A 17,429-nucleotide genomic window follows, 5' to 3' on the forward strand; every position below is an offset into this window, starting at 1 on the left:
AAGAAACAAATTACATACCATTGATCCCAAACTGATAAATATCATTTGGCTAAAAAGCCTTTATTTATGGCGTTTAGCATATCCTCATAAGTCGAAAGCTAACTATACTTAATTTATTATGAACGCAAAATATCTGAGCCCCAGTAAAAAAGCCACCCTTATCAGGATGGCTCGTTATTATATATTTAATACAACTATAAAATTAAGCTATATCAAAGCGGTCCAAATTCATCACCTTTGTCCATGCTGCAGCAAAATCTTTTACAAATTTTTCTTGTGCATCAGCACTTGCATATACTTCCGCAATTGCTCTTAATTCTGAATTGGATCCAAATACGAGATCAGCACGGGTAGCTGTCCACCTTGGCTGTCCGCTTTTACGATCAGTTCCCAGGTATAATTCATTGTCACCAGAGGCTGCTTTCCATTGAGTTCCCATATCAAGCAGATTGACAAAGAAATCATTGGTAAGAACTCCAGGACGATCTGTAAACACCCCGTTTTTAGAGCCGTCAAAATTAGCATCTAATGCTCTCATTCCACCGATTAATACTGTAAGTTCGGGAGCAGTAAGGGTCAGCAATTGCGCTTTATCAATTAATAGGGCTTCAGTAGAAACCGTATATTTCCTTTTTAAATAATTACGGAAACCATCTGCTGCCGGCTCCAGATATCCCATCGATTCAATATCCGTCTGCTCCTGAGAAGCATCCATACGGCCAGGCGTGAAGGAAACCGAAATATCGTGCCCTGCAGCTCTTGCTGCTTTTTCTACAGCTGCTGTTCCTCCTAAAACAATAAGATCTGCTAAAGAAACCTTCTTACCGGAAGTCTGTGAAGCATTAAATTCTGCCTGAATATTTTCCAACACATTCAGAACTTTTTGTAATTGTACAGGATTATTCACTTCCCAATCTTTTTGAGGAGCTAAGCGAATTCTTGCTCCGTTTGCTCCTCCCCGCTTATCACTTCCTCTGAAAGTCGAAGCCGAACCCCATGCAGTTGTGATCAGTTCCTGAGAACTTAACCCCGAATCAAATATTTTCCCTTTCAAAGTTTCAATATCAGAACCATCTATTAAGGCATGATTTACCTCAGGGATAGGATCCTGCCAAATCAGTACTTCATCCGGCACATCCGGTCCAAGATAGCGGGCTCTTGGCCCCATATCTCTATGCGTAAGTTTGAACCATGCTTTTGCAAACGCTTCGGCCAAAGCATCAGGATTCTCGTAAAAATGTCTTGATATTTTTTCGTAAACCGGATCAAATCTCAGGGAAAGATCCGTTGTAAGCATGGTCGGTTTATGTTTTTTAGAAGAATCGAATGCATCAGGAATGATCTCAGCTCCATCTTTCGCTACCCATTGATGAGCTCCTGCAGGGCTCTTGGTAAGTTCCCATTCATTTTCAAAAAGATTTTTGAAGAAGTAATTACTCCATTGGGTAGGAGTTTCTGTCCAGGTTACTTCCAGCCCGCTGCTGATCGCATCTGCTCCTTTTCCGGATTTATAACTGCTCGCCCATCCGAGCCCTTGCAATTCAATACCTGCTCCTTCAGGTTCTTTATCTACATGGTCGGCCGGTCCTGCACCATGTGTTTTACCGAAGGTATGTCCTCCTGCAATAAGGGCCACAGTCTCTTCATCATTCATCGCCATACGCCCGAATGTATCACGAATATCTTTAGCTGCAAGGATTGGGTCTGGATTTCCATCCGGACCTTCAGGATTTACATAGATAAGTCCCATTTGTACTGCTGCTAAAGGCTTTTCAAGATTTCTGGAATGTACTTTTCCATCCGCGTCATCATCTGTTGGTAACACAGCATGATTTTCCACTACTCCCTCAGAACCATGTGCATATCGGAGATCACCCCCCAGCCATGTTGTTTCGGAGCCCCAATACACATCCATATCCGGTTCCCAGACATCTTCACGGCCTCCTGCATATCCAAATGTTTTAAAACCCATAGACTCTAACGCAATATTACCGGTGAGAATCAAAAGATCCGCCCATGATATATTTTTACCATATTTTTGTTTTATAGGCCAAAGTAACCTCCTTGCTTTATCCAGACTTACGTTATCCGGCCAGCTATTCAATGGTGCAAAACGCTGCTGACCTGCTCCGGCTCCTCCTCTTCCGTCTCCCACACGATACGTTCCGGCACTATGCCATGCCATACGGATAAACAAAGGACCATAGTGTCCGAAGTCTGCAGGCCACCAATCCTGTGAATCCGTCATTAATGCATGAAGATCTCTTTTTACAGCTTCAAGATCCAGGCTTTTAAATGCTTCAGCATAATTAAAATCTTTATCCATGGGATCTGATAAAGAGGAATGCTGACGTAAAATATCAACTCTTAACTGATTAGGCCACCATTGTTGATTTTGAGTTCCGCCACCAGCTACATTTTGTTTCATTGTTCCATTATGAAACGGACATTTACTGATGTCATTTGAATCTTTTTCCATTGTCGTTTAAATTTTAATATTGATTAATACCGTTTATCTGATCTGAACAAGACAAACTTACAACAACCCTTTCAATAAATACGATCTATTGATAAAATTTTTACGATAGTTAAAAACTATAATAAAACTTCTACAGCCCTTGTCTTATTTATTGCAATAAGTTAGCTATATTTAATTGAAAATGAAGCAAAATCAAAACACAGGACTCCTATTTAGAATGATTCTATCCTTCATAATAAGGAAAAAAAGATTACATTTAAACATATAAACACTAAAATTCAAAAGCATGAAAAAAATATTGATCATCCTTCTGGTAGCTTTTATTATCATTCAGTTTTTTCCTATTGACAAGACCAATCCACCGGTGAATCCGGGTATGGATTTTTTAAAAATAAAAAAAACACAACCTGAGGTCGCCAAACTCATCCGTACATCGTGCTACGACTGTCACTCCAACGAAACGAAGTATCCATGGTACTCAAGCATTGCTCCTTCATCGTGGTTTCTCAAAAATCATATTGATGAAGGCAGAAAGAATTTAAATTTCTCTACCTTTGCAATGTATGAACCTGAAAGACAGGCACACAAATTGCAGGAATGTATTGAAATGATTGAGAAAGAGGAAATGCCTCTGGAATCCTATATTGTCGGTCATCAGGACGCAAAATTAACCCCGGAACAGAGAAAGCAGCTTATACAATATTTTAAACAAGTAAAAGCAGAAACTGAACGGTCGATGGTATTTTAAAAAAAGTGTTATGCAGGAAAATTGGCAGGATAAATATATTGTCTTCTTTGACGGAGATTGTGGAGTTTGTAATTTCTGGGTACAGTGGATCCTGGAACGTGACAAAAAAAACAAATTCCTTTTTGCTTCTTTACAATCGGATTTCGGCCAGAAGTTCTTATCCGAAAGAGGGTTGGAGACTACTGTTTTCAATACGATGTATCTTTGGAAACCTAATCAGTACTATCTGGTAAAATCTAGAGCTGTTCTTCAGATTGCTCAACTCCTGGGTGGTGTATATCAACTTATTGCTGTTGGAAAGATCATACCGACTTTCTTAAGTGACCAGGTATATGATTTGATTTCAAGAAACAGAATGAAACTTGCTGCTCAAAAGTGCTACCTGCCTGATCAAAATCAGAAAAGAAAGTTTATAGAAGTTTAAAAGCACTGTAATTTTTGAATTACAAATGGCAAGCATCATGATATAATTTCACAATACCTGCCATTAAGTAGTATTACATATCTGATTTTCGTATCGAAATTCTAAAATTCTTACTTCCCTAAGTCATTCACCATGATATAATCCTTGTGGAATTCATTAAATAAATTGACGATTCTGTCCTACAATTATTGATTTAATGACCAGACAGAATAACTATTGGGAGGGCATTGAATTTTCACTCTCTTATCAGTCTGTGTTGTAGGATACCAGGTCGATGCACCTGTAAAGTCCTTGATCTGCTGATTGCTCCAATTGGTATCTACCCATCTTTCCTGCCAGCTTGATGAAGTGTTAATATAAACCACCAGTCCAGGATTACCATTATATCCGTTACGTCTCGCAATATACTCATCATTATCTGTGTAGAGAATAGAGGTTGTCCCTGTTGCTTTATTGTTATGAATCCAGATGAGATTATTTAATCTTTCTTTATTAAGCCACTCCTCGTAATCCCTGTAAAATATGGTAGGATACCCTTCATGAGTCAGGATATAAGCATATGCTGGCATCTTATTATAAATAATATCAGTATCATGGTTGGCGACAAAAGTAACGGCTTTATATGGATTTCTTTTCCACATCATATCATCATTCAAAACATTGAGATTTCCGTTATCAAATGCTTCATCCATTTTATAATAGGCCGCAAAATCAAATACAGAACTGTTTGCATTATTTGCCCATGATTCCAGTGTATTAACATTGGAATCCCATAATTCTCCTACCGAAAAGCCACCTACCTTTGCATTCCAATTATTAACCACCCACGCACCAAAACCTTTTACATAATCAAATCTCCAACCGTCGAACTTCATTACATTCTTATAGTATTTACCAACGGAATCGTCTCTTCCCCAAAGCCAGTCCTGCACATGGGGATTAGCATGGCATAAATCCGGAAAACCGCCGAAAGAGCCTTCGTCGTTATTTCCGTAGGCATTTTTATAAAAATCATTGTAGTTTCTGGTAAATTTTCCTGAAGCTATTCCTGAAAAATTCGTCCATGTATTGGTTCCAGTATAAGGATTTGCTTCCGACTGCCCTCCACTGTTATGGTTGATCACAATATCCGCATAGACCTGCATATTTTCTGAATGGGCTTTAGTGATCAATGCTTCCAGCTCAGCTCTTGAACCAAAACGGGTTTCTACACTTCCGTTTTGATTAAAGTTTCCAAAATCATAATAGTCGGTAGGATCATATCCCATTGAATAAGCTCCGTTCTGCGCTTTGGATGCGGGAGGTAACCAAACTGCCCCGATTCCTGCATTGGACCAACCGGTAAGTTTATCTTTTACTGTATTCCACCAGTTTCCGCCATCCGGAACATCCCAGTAGAAACCCTGCATCAGAACACTTCCTCCCGGACCTGCAACAAATTTACCATTTACTGACTCCTTTCCAGTACTGAACGGCCTTCCATCATGACGAGTGACCTGTACTATTTTGGAATGAACTTCTTGTTCCCCCGAAGTGTTTCCGACTCCTTCATCATTGGTTTCACAGGAATTCATGATTCCTAAAGCCATTAATGAAAATAAGAAAGATGTTTTTTTCATAGTCCGTTTTTTAATTATTAATATAATAACTAAATTACACTTTTATTAAAACAAATTCCACTTAACGTGAATAAATTTACTTAGACTCAAAAATATGCTCTAAAATAGTATCATAAATTTTCATTAAAAAATCATAAACTTTTAAGATTATCGGCACAATTTTTCTTTTAATCCATATATTTGCATATTATGGAATATAACACCCAAAAAACGCAACTTAATATGCCGGAATACGGCAGAATTATACAACAGTTGGTTGAGCGTTGCAAAGAACTCCCTTCTAAAGAGGAGAGAAATGAAATGGCAATGGCAATCATCGATTTTATGGGACAAAGAAACCCACAACTTCGCGACGAAGAAAATTATAAACATAAGCTTTGGGATCATCTTTACATTTTAGCCAATCATGATCTTGATGTAGATTCTCCTTATCCTTTTCCGACGAAAGAACAGCTTGAAGAAAAGCCAAAGAGAATGGAATACCCGAAACTTCAGGGTGATTTTAAATTTTACGGAAAAAGTATTCTTCAATTAATTGAAAAGGCTATAGAGCTTGAGGCCGGAGATGAAAAAGAAGCTCTTATTGAAGTGATTGCCAACAACATGAAGAAATCCTATAATGTTTATAATAAAGAGCATGTTACTGATGATGTGATTTTCCGTCATTTGAAAGAGCTTTCGGAAAACAGACTGGACCTTACAGGTATAGAATCCCTGGAGAAAAGTAAAATCTATTACAATACCAACAACCGAGGCAACAACAATAACAATAGTAATCGCAACAGCAATAATAAAAATCAAACCAACAAAAGAAGACATAACAATAACAACCATAAAAACAGAAAGTAAATGAGTGGAACGTTTCAAATAAGAGGAGGAAAAAGACTGCAAGGTGAAATTACTCCACAAGGGGCAAAAAATGAAGCTTTACAAATTTTATGTGCAGTTTTACTAACTGATGAGGAGGTAACCATTAAAAACATTCCTGACATTCACGACGTAAACAGGTTAATTGAAATTCTGGGCGATTTTGGTGTAAAAATCACTAAAAACGGGCCTGGAAATTACACTTTTAAGGCTGATCACGTTAATTTCGACTATGTAAAATCCAGCGAATTCAAAAAGGACGGTGCTAAATTACGCGGTTCTATTATGCTTATGGGCCCTATGCTGGCCAGATATGGTGAAGCTTATATGCCAACTCCGGGTGGAGACAAAATCGGACGACGACGACTGGACACTCATTTCCAGGGGTTAGTAGAATTAGGTGCCGAATTTCACTATGACGAAGAAGAATATTTTTACTCTTTAAAAGCTAAGGAGCTCAACGGGAAATTCATCTTACTGGAGGAGGCTTCAGTAACCGGTACTGCAAACATTGTTATGGCAGCAGTATTGGCGAAAGGAAAAACAAGAATTTACAATGCAGCTTGTGAACCTTATCTTCAGCAACTTTGTAAGATGCTGAACAGAATGGGAGCTAATATTTCCGGAATAGGTTCAAACCTATTAACGATTGAAGGAGTTACCCATCTGCGAGGTACGGAACATACGATGCTTCCCGACATGGTAGAAATAGGTTCATGGATTGGTCTTGCTGCAATGACAAAATCCGAACTTACTATAAAAAATGTAAACTGGAATCAGCTGGGAGTAATCCCTAATACCTTCAGAAAATTGGGAATCCAGCTTGAACAAAGCAATGATGACATTTATATTCCTGCTCAGGAAAATTATAAAATTCAGAAATTCATTGATGGATCTATCCTTACTATTTCGGATGCTCCATGGCCGGGATTCACTCCTGACCTTCTTTCTATTATCCTGGTAGTTGCTACACAGGCGAAAGGAAGCATTCTGGTTCATCAGAAAATGTTTGAATCAAGATTGTTTTTTGTAGATAAGTTAATTGATATGGGAGCGCAGATTATTCTATGTGATCCACACAGAGCGACCGTAATTGGCCTTAACCAGGAAGCTCCTCTTCGTGGGACAACCATGGTTTCCCCGGATATCAGAGCCGGAAATGCTCTTCTTATTGCAGCTTTATCTGCCGAGGGAAAATCTATTATCCACAATATTGAACAGATTGACAGAGGATACGAAAATATCGACGGAAGACTGAAAGCAATTGGAGCGGATATCGAAAGAATATAAAAAAACATTTGTTTACAATATAAAAGCGTTCAGGGGTCCTGAACGCTTTTTCTTTTTATAAGGCCTGGTTTACCAGCCGCCGCCTCCACCGCCACCTCCGCCGCCGCCGGAGAAACCTCCACCGCCAGATCCGCTTCCGGAACTGGAAGGTTGTGTAGATGCAGATTGTATAGATTTGGTAAGGCTCGAGTTCAATGTATTTCCAAAGTTATAATGATTTATAGAATTTCCAATATACCAGCTATGAACATATTCTGTTCCGTTAGCCATATTTTTCAACAAGGTATCAAATTTTTCACCCCAGATTTCATCTACTCCCAAAACCATAGCAAAGGGCAGAAGAGTTTCAAAAACCTGCGGTGTCAATTGTGGTGGATTATGGAATTTCAACTGTTCATTTTCCGCTGCTCCCATATACATTTTGAAACCTTCAATCAGTGATTTTTTCTGTAATTTCTCTTCTGACGGCCTTTTGATCAGATATTGATAGATCATCAGTGAAGTAAATGCCAGGGCAATGAAAATATAACAGATATTGAAATTACTGCTTTCAGTTATTTCATGACCGTTACTGATTAAGCTACCTATTCCAAATAGTATGCAAAATGGAATTGGAATGAGAAATTTCCAGGAAAGGCTTTTAAATAAAAATGCAACTAAAATAAATGCCACAAAAAGTATAACATACACCGCAATTCCGATGACAACCTTTTCCGCTTCCGGATAAATAGTATAACTTATATATAATCCAAGCATATACACTATTGTAATAAGTAAAGTAGGCAATACTAATTTTCCTGTGTTATTTCCTTCATTGAGAAATTTATCATGTTGGAATTTCAGCGTTTCCTTAAAATTCGTAACCACTCTTTCAATTCTGGAATCATATTTCCCATCAAACTTTACAGTATCGATGTTATCTGAAAAAAGCGTATTCATGAGATTAATTTCTTCTTTTGGTAAAGACTCATCTGCTTCTTTCAATTTTTTAAGGGTAAATATTTTTGAACTGAAAAGACCAAGAATTCCGGAATCTTCTCCTTCAATGATCTGAACATATCCTTTTATGGCCAGATTGACAATAGCTGCCGTCAGATATTTATTTTTGAAATTCTCATTTCTCAAATACCCTAAAGAAGCAGGAGAAAGATTTTCGGGAACATTAAACTGCGGATAAACTATTGGTTTTTCAGGATCCACGCCATATTTTCTCCATGTTGAGTAATAATAGAAGATCAATCCGATAAAAACGATAAACCCACCAATTAAAATTCCAAACTTTTCAAAGAAAGTGGGTGGCGGAGGAGGAATCATCACTCCTTTATTAAATCCTACGGCCACAGTAAGCCCTTCATTAGACTTAAGATCTGCCGCGGTCCATTCTATCGAACGATCAGACAAAACCTTTACAGTACAGTTCTGCGAACTGCTGCCATACGCTCCTGTATAACAGGAGTTCTGAAGTATTTTAGCGCCCTCCGGAAGATTAATTTTAGCAGAGACAAAATCAATATCAAAATCCCAATAGGTTCCGTTTACATTCCAGTAAACCTCATCATATTTATCAAAAAAACCGATCTGGTTCTCTGTTTTATACCTGATCTCATATTCATAATCTCCCGGATTCAGTATAATGTCTTTATTTCCAACATATATTTTTAAAAAGCCATCTTCTATAACGTCATGATAATCTTCTTCTACTCCATTTTTTTTAATGGAGAGGATGGTATACTTAACTTTCTGATTTTTGTTATTCAGATTTCTGGAAAGCGGCAATGCCCGATAGATCCCTCGTTTAATCTGATCTCCCAGACTATGAACTTTGATATCTTCCTTTATCGTAAGACCGGAACTTTTATCGACATCAATATCAGAATGAAAGGAGAGAATTTTTTCGGTATTTTCTACCATGGCCATTTGATCGGGACGCCGGGGCTCTTCCTGACTAAAACCCAATACAAATGCTAACAGAACAAAAAGCAACAGATTTTTTTTCATTGCTTAAAATTTCACAGATGGAACTTCTCTTTCAGCTATATTTTGTAATTCAAAGAAGGCAGATTTTTCAAATTTATACATATTAGCAATGATATTACTTGGAAAAGATTCTACCAGCGTGTTATTCTCACGAACCGTTCCGTTGTAATACCTTCTTGATTTTTCAATATCATTCTCTATAGAAGTAAGCTCCGATTGCAGCTGCTGAAAATTGGTATTGGCTTTCAGATCAGGATACTGTTCAGCTACGGCAAAAAGATTCATCATGGCTTGGTTCAGATTTTTTTCAGCTGCTTCCTTAGCTTCAACAGAATTAGCTCCTATAGCCTGAGACCTCGCTCTTGTAACACTATCTAAAGTTTCACGCTCGTGGGTTGCATATCCTTTCACCGTTTCTACAAGGTTCGGAATAAGATCATGCCGTTTTTTAAGCATAACATCAATACTGCTCCACCCTTCCTGAACCAGGTTCCTCAGTTTCACCAAACGATTATAAATAGAAACTCCATATAAAAGAAACAAAACAATTACAGCGACAATGATAATTAGTATGGTCATAGATTTTTAATTTATTGTAGTTAAAAGTACTATTTTTTCAGATACTGTTTACCATAAAAAAAAGTGCCCGGTAAACCGGAACACTTTCGTAATTAAAACTATATGAATCTCCCCTAAAAATACTTCCTGCAGGTATACTCCACACTGGTATTTAAAAGTTTATTTTTATTCAGATAATGCTCAAGCTGCCGGCAATCATCTGAATCTGCATTAATGTACAACTGTACTGAACCAAAATTACGTCCCTCTATATATTCCACATTGGCAGATAACACCCTGTGACAAATTCCGAACTGGTTATAAATGACATTCAGAATGTTTTCAAACTTCATTTTGCCATTTAATTCTATTTCCAGTATTAATTCTTTTTTTGGCAGGTTAATTTTATTTTGTAAAACCTGCAGGTTCGGATTTGGTGTTATCATCACTCAACTTTTTTTGGTTAGACTACTTTGATTTCACATTTTCTTATTGCGTTAAATCTTTAGCAAAAATATAAAAAAATATTAGTCCACCAAATTAGTAGACTAATATTTTTCAATTTTAACATAAAAAAAGAGAAGCTCTTCACTTCTCCTTATTTTTACAACTGTTTTATTCTTTCCAATTTATCTGAGGCAGCCAATCCATTAGGATTACAACCGGGTTCTCCTTCAGGTACTTTAATTTTCTTTTTTTCATAGAATTCTTCCCAGAACAGGTTGGTCTTTACTGTCTTAGGATCAATAAATGTCATCGGCTCCAGCTTAAAAATATGATACTCTCTAAATGCTCTTTCAATAAAATCCGAACAATAATAGGAATTGTCATCCAGAATATAATTGAAATTATAAGGTTTCCCGATCATTGATTCAGCTTTTGCAATAGCAGACGGAATGGTATATTGATAATTATCTTTTAGCCGGTACACTACAACATTTTGCTGATCCTTCACCTGATCCTTTACAAAATTTTTAAGGGACTGTTTTTGAGATCCTCCTTCAGGCGCTGCATGCAATACAAAAAATGCATTACCTTCTTTTTTCAGAATACCGATATGATCAAAAGAAGCATTTTTTTGCCTTTGTGTTACATTATTGATCGCTCCCGACAAACCAGACTCTTTTGCCGTTACAAAAAGTAAATCCCCATTTTTAAGATCTTCATTTTTAATGCTTTTGCATGCTGATATCAGAAATAAAAGAACAATGCATACAACAGGATAAACCGGGTTATTTTTTAAAATTTGATTCATAACATTCAATCCAGTCTTCGACGGTCATTTTTTTACTTAGCTCAGCAATTAGTTCAAAAGGAATATCCTCCATTTTTTTAAAACGGATACAGGATTTCCCCATATCAAGCTTTTTCGTTGAATGCTTCGGAAATTCTTCAACAAACCACTCCAGAAGATCCGGCTTTGCGTAGATTCCCATATGATAGAGAGCAATAAAATTCTTTTGGGAAGCCAGGCTGATAAACGGAAGAGGTGATCCGGGTGTACAATGGTATCCGGCGGGATAAGTTTCCAACGGAACGCCCCACCCTACCATTCCATAACCAGTATTGCTACTAAAGCCTTTGGGTAAATTATTGTTTACAGCATCAAACAGTTTTTTAAAAGCCTCTTTCCTTTCTTCAGGAATCCGGGCGATATACTCTTCTATAGAGGTTGTATGGATTTGCATATTCGTTCAGTTTTATCAGTTTTCAAAATAACAAAATTAAAAGACAACTTCATATCATTATATATAAAATAAAAAAGGCAGTCATTCTCATAACTGCCTTTCTTTATAATCTACATTAAGGATCTATTGTTTGATAGCCTTTACTGTTGTTTTTGAACCGTCTTTAAATTGAATATTCACAAAATACAATCCTGAATTCAATGTACTTAAATTGATTTCTTTCGTCGGATTTTCAATTGTTTTCACCAACCTTCCTGCCACATCCGTAACCGTAACAGCTTTAACATCTTTGGTATCTGAAATATACAATACATCTTTGAAAGGATTCGGATGAACATTCACCATCTTTTTGTTTGCATTCACTTCAGAAGTGCTTAGTTGCGCAGATTCCACCGTAAAGTTGTCAACAAAGAAATTATAATCCGGAGCATCATCTACTGTTCCGTCCGTTCCATAAAAGGCAAAGACTGTATTTGCACTGGTGTTACTTACCAGATCATAAGAATAATTAGTCGATACATTAGTAGCCGGGCTGTTTACATCCCAAGTCTTCAATATATTCCAAGTACTTCCACCATCATTGGAGACCATAAAATGTATTATATCATCAGAACCCATTGGAGAAGAAGCAGTTCCTGAATAGGTTGTTGCTCCGTAATCAAATTTTACTTTGTAACCACCTGCTGAAAGATCAAATGGTACTGTTTTTAGCCATCCTGTGCTATTTGTCGTGTAAAGATTGATTCTTATGGAACCTGTGGTCCCTACATTTAAAAATCCATCCTGCACCCAATATGTTGTAGATCCCGTAGGGCCTGTTGTAGGGGTACCTCCGGAAAGATTATTTGCCCAGCAATTTCCAGGTATAGAATCAAAAGTGTTTGTATACGGAGGTATCATTGCTCCGCATAAGGTTGTAAAAGTACCACCAATTGACCATCCGCTCTGGCTTGTTGCCGTAGTACAATTCGTTCTCACCCAATAATAATAGGTTGTTGATGAAGACAAACTTCCAATAGTGGTTGATGTTCCGGTAACTCCCGTAATATTCGGAGTTGTAGCACTTGTAGGAGGCGTGTTTGTTGTACTGTAATACACATCATAGCTTGCTGCTGTTGTTGTCGGAGGAATTGTCCACGAAACCTGCGCTGAATTTGAAGTAAGTGTTCCTACAGGCTGAAGCGTCGGAGCCGAACAATCTGTGAAAGCATCCGCTGAAAACGCAAAAATATTCGAAATTCCTGACCCGGCACTTTTCGCAATGGTTATGCTTTGTATCGGTTTCGTAACATTAGCCGCATCAATGGTAAGTACAGATTGATATAATCTGGGATTTGTCGTACTGGATTCCAATACGTTATTTGTCCTGTTAATCCTTCCGATTCCCTGGATGGCATAATTCGATCCCCCATACCAATCCGAAAGGGCAAGGCCTGAAAATACCTGAGTAGTATTATCTGTAAAAGTTACCGTAGCACTTACGGTAGATGTTCCACTACCACTTGTTGAAAGCATGTACAGTTTAAAAGCCGCCTTGGGAGTCCCAAAAACCAAAGTTCCGGACTGGCCTATGGTTGCAAGCCTTAAAGAGTTATTTCCACTTAGATCTCCCAACTGATAGCTGAGGCCCGGTGTACTTCCCACTACTGAATTGATAATTCCATTTACAGGAATTCCATAATTAATAGGGGTACTTGACGAAGTAAGCTGGAAGTCCCTTGCCACAAATGCAAAGGAAACCCCATCTACATCCATTGTTGTAGACGTCATGGATGAACCTATCCCATTCGCAATAACATCTGCAGTATATCCTGATTGTACAGGCATTGTTTGAAAGTTTTGAGCCATCGCATCTGACCCGAAAAACAGAGCACACGTACTTAATGCTCCAAAAAGTAGATTTATTTTCATAGTATTTAACATTAGCTCAGTAAATTTATAAAAAAATCAACACAAAACAACTTTATTTAAACAATATATAATAATTTAATATTATAATACACATAATCAACAATAATTAAAATAAAAATTAAAAACAATCATCAATACTAAAAATTAAATAAATATTGAAAAGACAATCAAGGGATTACAGATTTCAACCTCAAAGAACAATTTAAAGCATGAAATATAATTATATAGTGTTCCTTATAATTTTAATATTGAAAAATTAAGTGTTATTTTTGCCATACAAATTTTTCAAACAATGCCGAATATATCAAACAGAGCACAACATATGCCGCCATCGCCGGTAAGAAAGCTGGTTCCTTTTTCTCTTCAAGCAAAGCAGAAAGGAATTAAAGTATATCACCTTAATATCGGACAACCGGATATTGAAACTCCGGAAACGGCTTTAAATGCTTTAAAAAATATTGATTTAAAAGTATTGGAATATGCTCTTTCTGAAGGAAACCTGGAATATAGAAAAGCACTTACAGACTATTATCATTCTTTGGGGTTTGCGGATCTTACTCCTGATAATTTCATTGTAACCAACGGAGGTTCTGAAGCATTAAATTTTGCCATTTCCACATTATGTGACGATGGAGACGAAGTTATTATCCCTGAGCCTTACTACGCCAATTACAATGGATTTGCAAGCACATTCAATGTCAACGTTGTAGCTGTTCCATCGACTATAGAAACAGGCTTTGCTTTACCTCCAATTGAAGAATTCGAGAAAAAGATCACTGAAAAAACAAGAGCTATCGTTATCTGCAATCCCGGAAACCCAACCGGATACCTTTATACCCGTGAGGAGCTCCAGAAGCTGGCAGAAATTGCTTTAAAATATGATATCGTTGTAATTTCCGATGAAGTATACAGGGAATATGTATATGATGGGAAACAGCAGGTATCTATGCTTTCTTTTCCGGAATTAAGTGAAAACTGCATCATTATAGACTCAGAATCAAAGAGATATTCCATGTGTGGTGTAAGAATCGGCTGTATGATTACGCGTTCAAAAAAAATACACGATGCAGCAATGCTATTTGCACAGGCCAGATTAAGTCCTGTTCTTTTAGGACAAATTGCAGCTACAGCTGCACACCACAATGACGGAGCATATATCCGCGCGGTAAGAGAGGAATATACCCACAGAAGAAACGTTTTGGTGGATCTGTTAAATGCTATTCCCGGAGTAATCTGTCCTAAACCGAAAGGAGCCTTCTATTGTGTGGCACAACTTCCTGTAGATGACACTGAGAAATTCGCTCAATGGTTGCTGGAAAAGTTTTCGCTTAATAAAGAAACAATCATGGTAGCACCGGCAGGTGGTTTCTATAGCGATCCTGAACTGGGTAAAAAACAAGTAAGAATTGCTTATGTACTAAAAGAGCAGGATTTAAGAAGAAGTGTTGAAATTCTAAAAGAAGCACTAAAACAATATAAATTAGAGTTCAATCTATAAATAACACAATGTCAGCAGTAAGAAATTTAGTTTTGAGAATATTATTTTCAATGTTTTTATTGCTGACATTTTTTTCATGCTCCCAAAAGGAGAAAAAAGCTCCTGTTCCACAAAATCCTAATGAAATCACTTTCATAAGCGTTTCAAATATTGGTGGCATTCTTGGAGACTACAGGATTATAAAAGTTACTAAAGATTCCATTTCCCTAGAAAAAGGCACCACAGCAAAAAAGACACACCAGTACTGGAGCTCTTCAATGCATGCTAACAAATGGAAGCATCTGGTTTCAAGTCTTGACATACGAACCCTGAACAGCATTAAAAGCTCTCCCAGCGCCCAATCGGTAGATGGAGTTGACGAAACTTTTCAGATCAGGACACCGAAAAAGGCACATGTCTACGTGAATGCTTATCAGGACACGATTCATTATTCCCAACTGCAAACTCTTAAAAACAGAATAGAAGAGATTCTTCCTAAAGAATACCAACAAGCCTATGCACGATAATTTTTCCCTAAAACCCTACAATACCTTTGGCGTTGAAGCGAAAGCAAAATATTTTACAGAAGTAACAACCATTGATGAGCTGAAAGAAGCAATCCTATTCTCCAGATCTCACTCTTTACCGCTCTTATTTTTGGGCGGCGGAAGTAACGTTTTACTTACAAAAGATTTCGATGGTATTGTCATTCTTCTCAATCTGAAAGGAATAACTGAAAAAAATCAGGACGAAAACAATATCCTGGTAACAGCAAATGCTGGTGAAAACTGGCATGGGTTTGTCATGTACTGTCTGAATAATAATTATGGCGGACTGGAAAATCTATCTTTAATCCCGGGAAATGTGGGTACCTCTCCCATGCAGAATATCGGCGCTTACGGAACTGAAATAAAAGACATCTTCGTTCAATGCTCTGTCCTGAACCTGGAAACCCTTGCAGTTGAGATATTTGATCTGGAACAATGCAGGTTCGGCTATAGGGATTCTATTTTCAAACAAGAAGGAAAAGGAAAGTATGTGATTCTGGACGTAACGTTCAGGCTGACAACGAAAAATCATATCATCAAAACTGAATATGGTGCGATTACAGGAGAAATGGAGAAATTAAACATTAAAAATCCTACCATACAGGATGTTTCCAATGCTGTGATCAATATCAGACAAAGCAAACTTCCAGATCCTAAACTGATCGGAAATGCAGGCAGTTTTTTTAAAAATCCGACAATTCCGAAATCCCAGTTTGAATACCTTAAACTAAAATTCGAAAATATTCAGGGATACCCTAATGGAGATCAGGTAAAAGTTCCCGCAGGATGGCTGATTGAGCAATGCGGATGGAAAGGTAAGCAAATAGGAAACGTAGCTTCACACCGATTACAATCGCTTGTTATCATTAACGCTACAGGAAATGCTACAGGAAAAGAAATTTATGATTTCTCCACATTAATCATTAACTCTGTAAAGGAAAAGTTTGGAATAGAGCTGGAGAGAGAAGTAAATATCATATAAAATAGAAAAACTAATTACAAAAAATAATATTTTCGTTTAGAATTAAAAAAGCACAATATGAAAATAGCCATTCTAGGAGCAGGAAATATGGGGTTATCATTTTCAAAATCTTTCCTGAAATATGAGTTAATAAAACCTGCAGATCTGCATCTGATTACAAGAAACGAATCTAAATTTGCCAAAATATCGGAAGAATTTCCCCATTCAAAAATTTCTACGTTCGATGAAGTTAGGGAGCTGGATGCTGATCTTATTATTATGGCTGTAAAGCCACAGGACTTTCAGAATGTGGTGGATAAGATTCAGTTTACTCTTAAGGAAAATCAGATGATTTTATCCATTATGGCCGGAATTAAAATACAGAAGATTCAGAAATTATTAAACCATCGCATGGTAGTAAGAGCGATGCCTAACTCCCCCACTCTTTTAGGAATGGGCATTACGGGATATACCTCCGCGGAAGGTATTTCTTTCAGCCAGCTTATTATTATTGAAAGGCTTCTCAACAGCACAGGAAGATCGGTTTATTTGGAAGACGAAGAACTATTGGACGGTGTAACCGCTTTGTCCGGAAGTGGTCCTGCTTATTTTTATTACATTGTTGATGCAATGATTAAGGCCGGTGTAGAAATGGGAATTGATGAAAACCTCTCTAAACTTTTCGTTAAGCAAACCATGTTGGGCGCCTACCATCTGATGAATAACTCCGAAAAAAGCCTTGAAGAATTAATAAAAGATGTTGCCTCGAAAGGAGGTACTACCGAAGCAGCTCTAAAGACTTTTGAAGAAAAAGGATTAAAGGAAGCTATCGGGAAAGGGATTCTAAATGCAGAAAATCGTGCTAAAGAACTAAACGGCTAA

The 17,429-nt window shown here is 37.4% G+C and carries 16 protein-coding genes; 8 read left to right on the top strand and 8 right to left on the bottom strand.

The window, feature by feature from the left end; genetic code table 11:
• Nucleotides 1-202: 202 nt before the first annotated feature.
• A complete protein-coding gene (gene katG, locus ACNFU2_RS10105; protein ID WP_418124795.1) occupies nt 203-2,479 on the bottom strand; it encodes a catalase/peroxidase HPI in 2,277 nt (758 codons plus the stop codon).
• 286 nt (nt 2,480-2,765) lie between these two features.
• Between katG and ACNFU2_RS10110 the strand changes: the two genes are divergently transcribed.
• Together ACNFU2_RS10110 and ACNFU2_RS10115 are read left to right on the top strand one after the other, a co-directional pair.
• On the top strand, nt 2,766-3,227 hold the full coding sequence (locus ACNFU2_RS10110; protein ID WP_418124797.1) for a heme-binding domain-containing protein: 462 nt from the start codon (nt 2,766-2,768) through the stop codon (nt 3,225-3,227).
• A gap of 10 nt (nt 3,228-3,237) precedes the next feature.
• Complete coding sequence (locus ACNFU2_RS10115; RefSeq protein WP_172280252.1) at nt 3,238-3,651, top strand: thiol-disulfide oxidoreductase DCC family protein; 414 nt, start codon at nt 3,238-3,240, stop codon at nt 3,649-3,651.
• Between the two features lie 185 nt (nt 3,652-3,836).
• Here the strand turns inward: ACNFU2_RS10115 and ACNFU2_RS10120 are convergent, their stop codons facing one another.
• Nucleotides 3,837-5,270: an alpha-amylase gene (locus tag ACNFU2_RS10120; protein WP_418124799.1), complete on the bottom strand. Its 1,434-nt coding sequence runs from the start codon at nt 5,268-5,270 to the stop codon at nt 3,837-3,839.
• A gap of 189 nt (nt 5,271-5,459) precedes the next feature.
• On the opposite strand from ACNFU2_RS10120, the gene ACNFU2_RS10125 reads away from it, so the two are divergent.
• Both ACNFU2_RS10125 and murA read left to right on the top strand, forming a co-directional pair.
• Nucleotides 5,460-6,119 (top strand): DUF4290 domain-containing protein, encoded by a 660-nt coding sequence (locus ACNFU2_RS10125; RefSeq protein ID WP_172280255.1) that lies wholly within the window; start codon nt 5,460-5,462, stop codon nt 6,117-6,119.
• A complete protein-coding gene (murA, locus tag ACNFU2_RS10130; protein WP_172280257.1) occupies nt 6,120-7,427 on the top strand; it encodes a UDP-N-acetylglucosamine 1-carboxyvinyltransferase in 1,308 nt (435 codons plus the stop codon). It abuts the gene before it with no gap.
• Between the two features lie 69 nt (nt 7,428-7,496).
• Here murA and ACNFU2_RS10135 read toward each other — a convergent pair whose 3' ends face one another.
• The 6 genes from ACNFU2_RS10135 to ACNFU2_RS10160 form a co-directional block, all read right to left on the bottom strand.
• Nucleotides 7,497-9,425, bottom strand: coding sequence for a DUF2207 domain-containing protein (locus tag ACNFU2_RS10135; protein WP_273649270.1), 1,929 nt, complete (start codon nt 9,423-9,425; stop codon nt 7,497-7,499).
• 3 nt (nt 9,426-9,428) lie between these two features.
• The gene (locus ACNFU2_RS10140; RefSeq protein WP_172280261.1) at nt 9,429-9,983 is read right to left on the bottom strand and encodes a LemA family protein; all 555 of its coding nucleotides are present in this window, start codon (nt 9,981-9,983) and stop codon (nt 9,429-9,431) included.
• A gap of 113 nt (nt 9,984-10,096) precedes the next feature.
• Nucleotides 10,097-10,408 (bottom strand): NIL domain-containing protein, encoded by a 312-nt coding sequence (locus ACNFU2_RS10145; protein ID WP_172280263.1) that lies wholly within the window; start codon nt 10,406-10,408, stop codon nt 10,097-10,099.
• 158 nt (nt 10,409-10,566) lie between these two features.
• Nucleotides 10,567-11,217, bottom strand: coding sequence for a YiiX/YebB-like N1pC/P60 family cysteine hydrolase (locus tag ACNFU2_RS10150; protein WP_273649272.1), 651 nt, complete (start codon nt 11,215-11,217; stop codon nt 10,567-10,569).
• Entirely contained in the window at nt 11,195-11,650 is a 456-nt protein-coding gene (locus ACNFU2_RS10155; RefSeq protein ID WP_273649274.1) for a DUF1801 domain-containing protein, read from the bottom strand. The genes ACNFU2_RS10150 and ACNFU2_RS10155 overlap by 23 nt, the downstream gene beginning before the upstream one ends.
• A 123-nt stretch (nt 11,651-11,773) precedes the next feature.
• The gene (locus ACNFU2_RS10160) at nt 11,774-13,561 is read right to left on the bottom strand and encodes a T9SS type A sorting domain-containing protein (protein ID WP_273649275.1); all 1,788 of its coding nucleotides are present in this window, start codon (nt 13,559-13,561) and stop codon (nt 11,774-11,776) included.
• Between the two features lie 292 nt (nt 13,562-13,853).
• On the opposite strand from ACNFU2_RS10160, the gene ACNFU2_RS10165 reads away from it, so the two are divergent.
• Genes ACNFU2_RS10165 through proC form a run of 4 tightly spaced genes read left to right on the top strand, consistent with a single transcriptional unit; the run spans nt 13,854 to nt 17,429 of the window.
• Nucleotides 13,854-15,059 (top strand): pyridoxal phosphate-dependent aminotransferase, encoded by a 1,206-nt coding sequence (locus ACNFU2_RS10165; RefSeq protein ID WP_172280270.1) that lies wholly within the window; start codon nt 13,854-13,856, stop codon nt 15,057-15,059.
• 8 nt (nt 15,060-15,067) lie between these two features.
• On the top strand, nt 15,068-15,565 hold the full coding sequence (locus tag ACNFU2_RS10170; protein ID WP_418124804.1) for a hypothetical protein: 498 nt from the start codon (nt 15,068-15,070) through the stop codon (nt 15,563-15,565).
• The gene (murB, locus tag ACNFU2_RS10175) at nt 15,555-16,568 is read left to right on the top strand and encodes a UDP-N-acetylmuramate dehydrogenase (protein ID WP_273649281.1); all 1,014 of its coding nucleotides are present in this window, start codon (nt 15,555-15,557) and stop codon (nt 16,566-16,568) included. Before ACNFU2_RS10170 ends, murB begins: the two co-directional genes overlap by 11 nt.
• Before the next feature lie 57 nt (nt 16,569-16,625).
• Entirely contained in the window at nt 16,626-17,429 is an 804-nt protein-coding gene (gene proC, locus ACNFU2_RS10180) for a pyrroline-5-carboxylate reductase (RefSeq protein WP_273649283.1), read from the top strand.

This window comes from Chryseobacterium sp. PTM-20240506, assembly GCF_048296755.1.
Lineage (GTDB): Bacteria > Bacteroidota > Bacteroidia > Flavobacteriales > Weeksellaceae > Chryseobacterium > Chryseobacterium proteolyticum.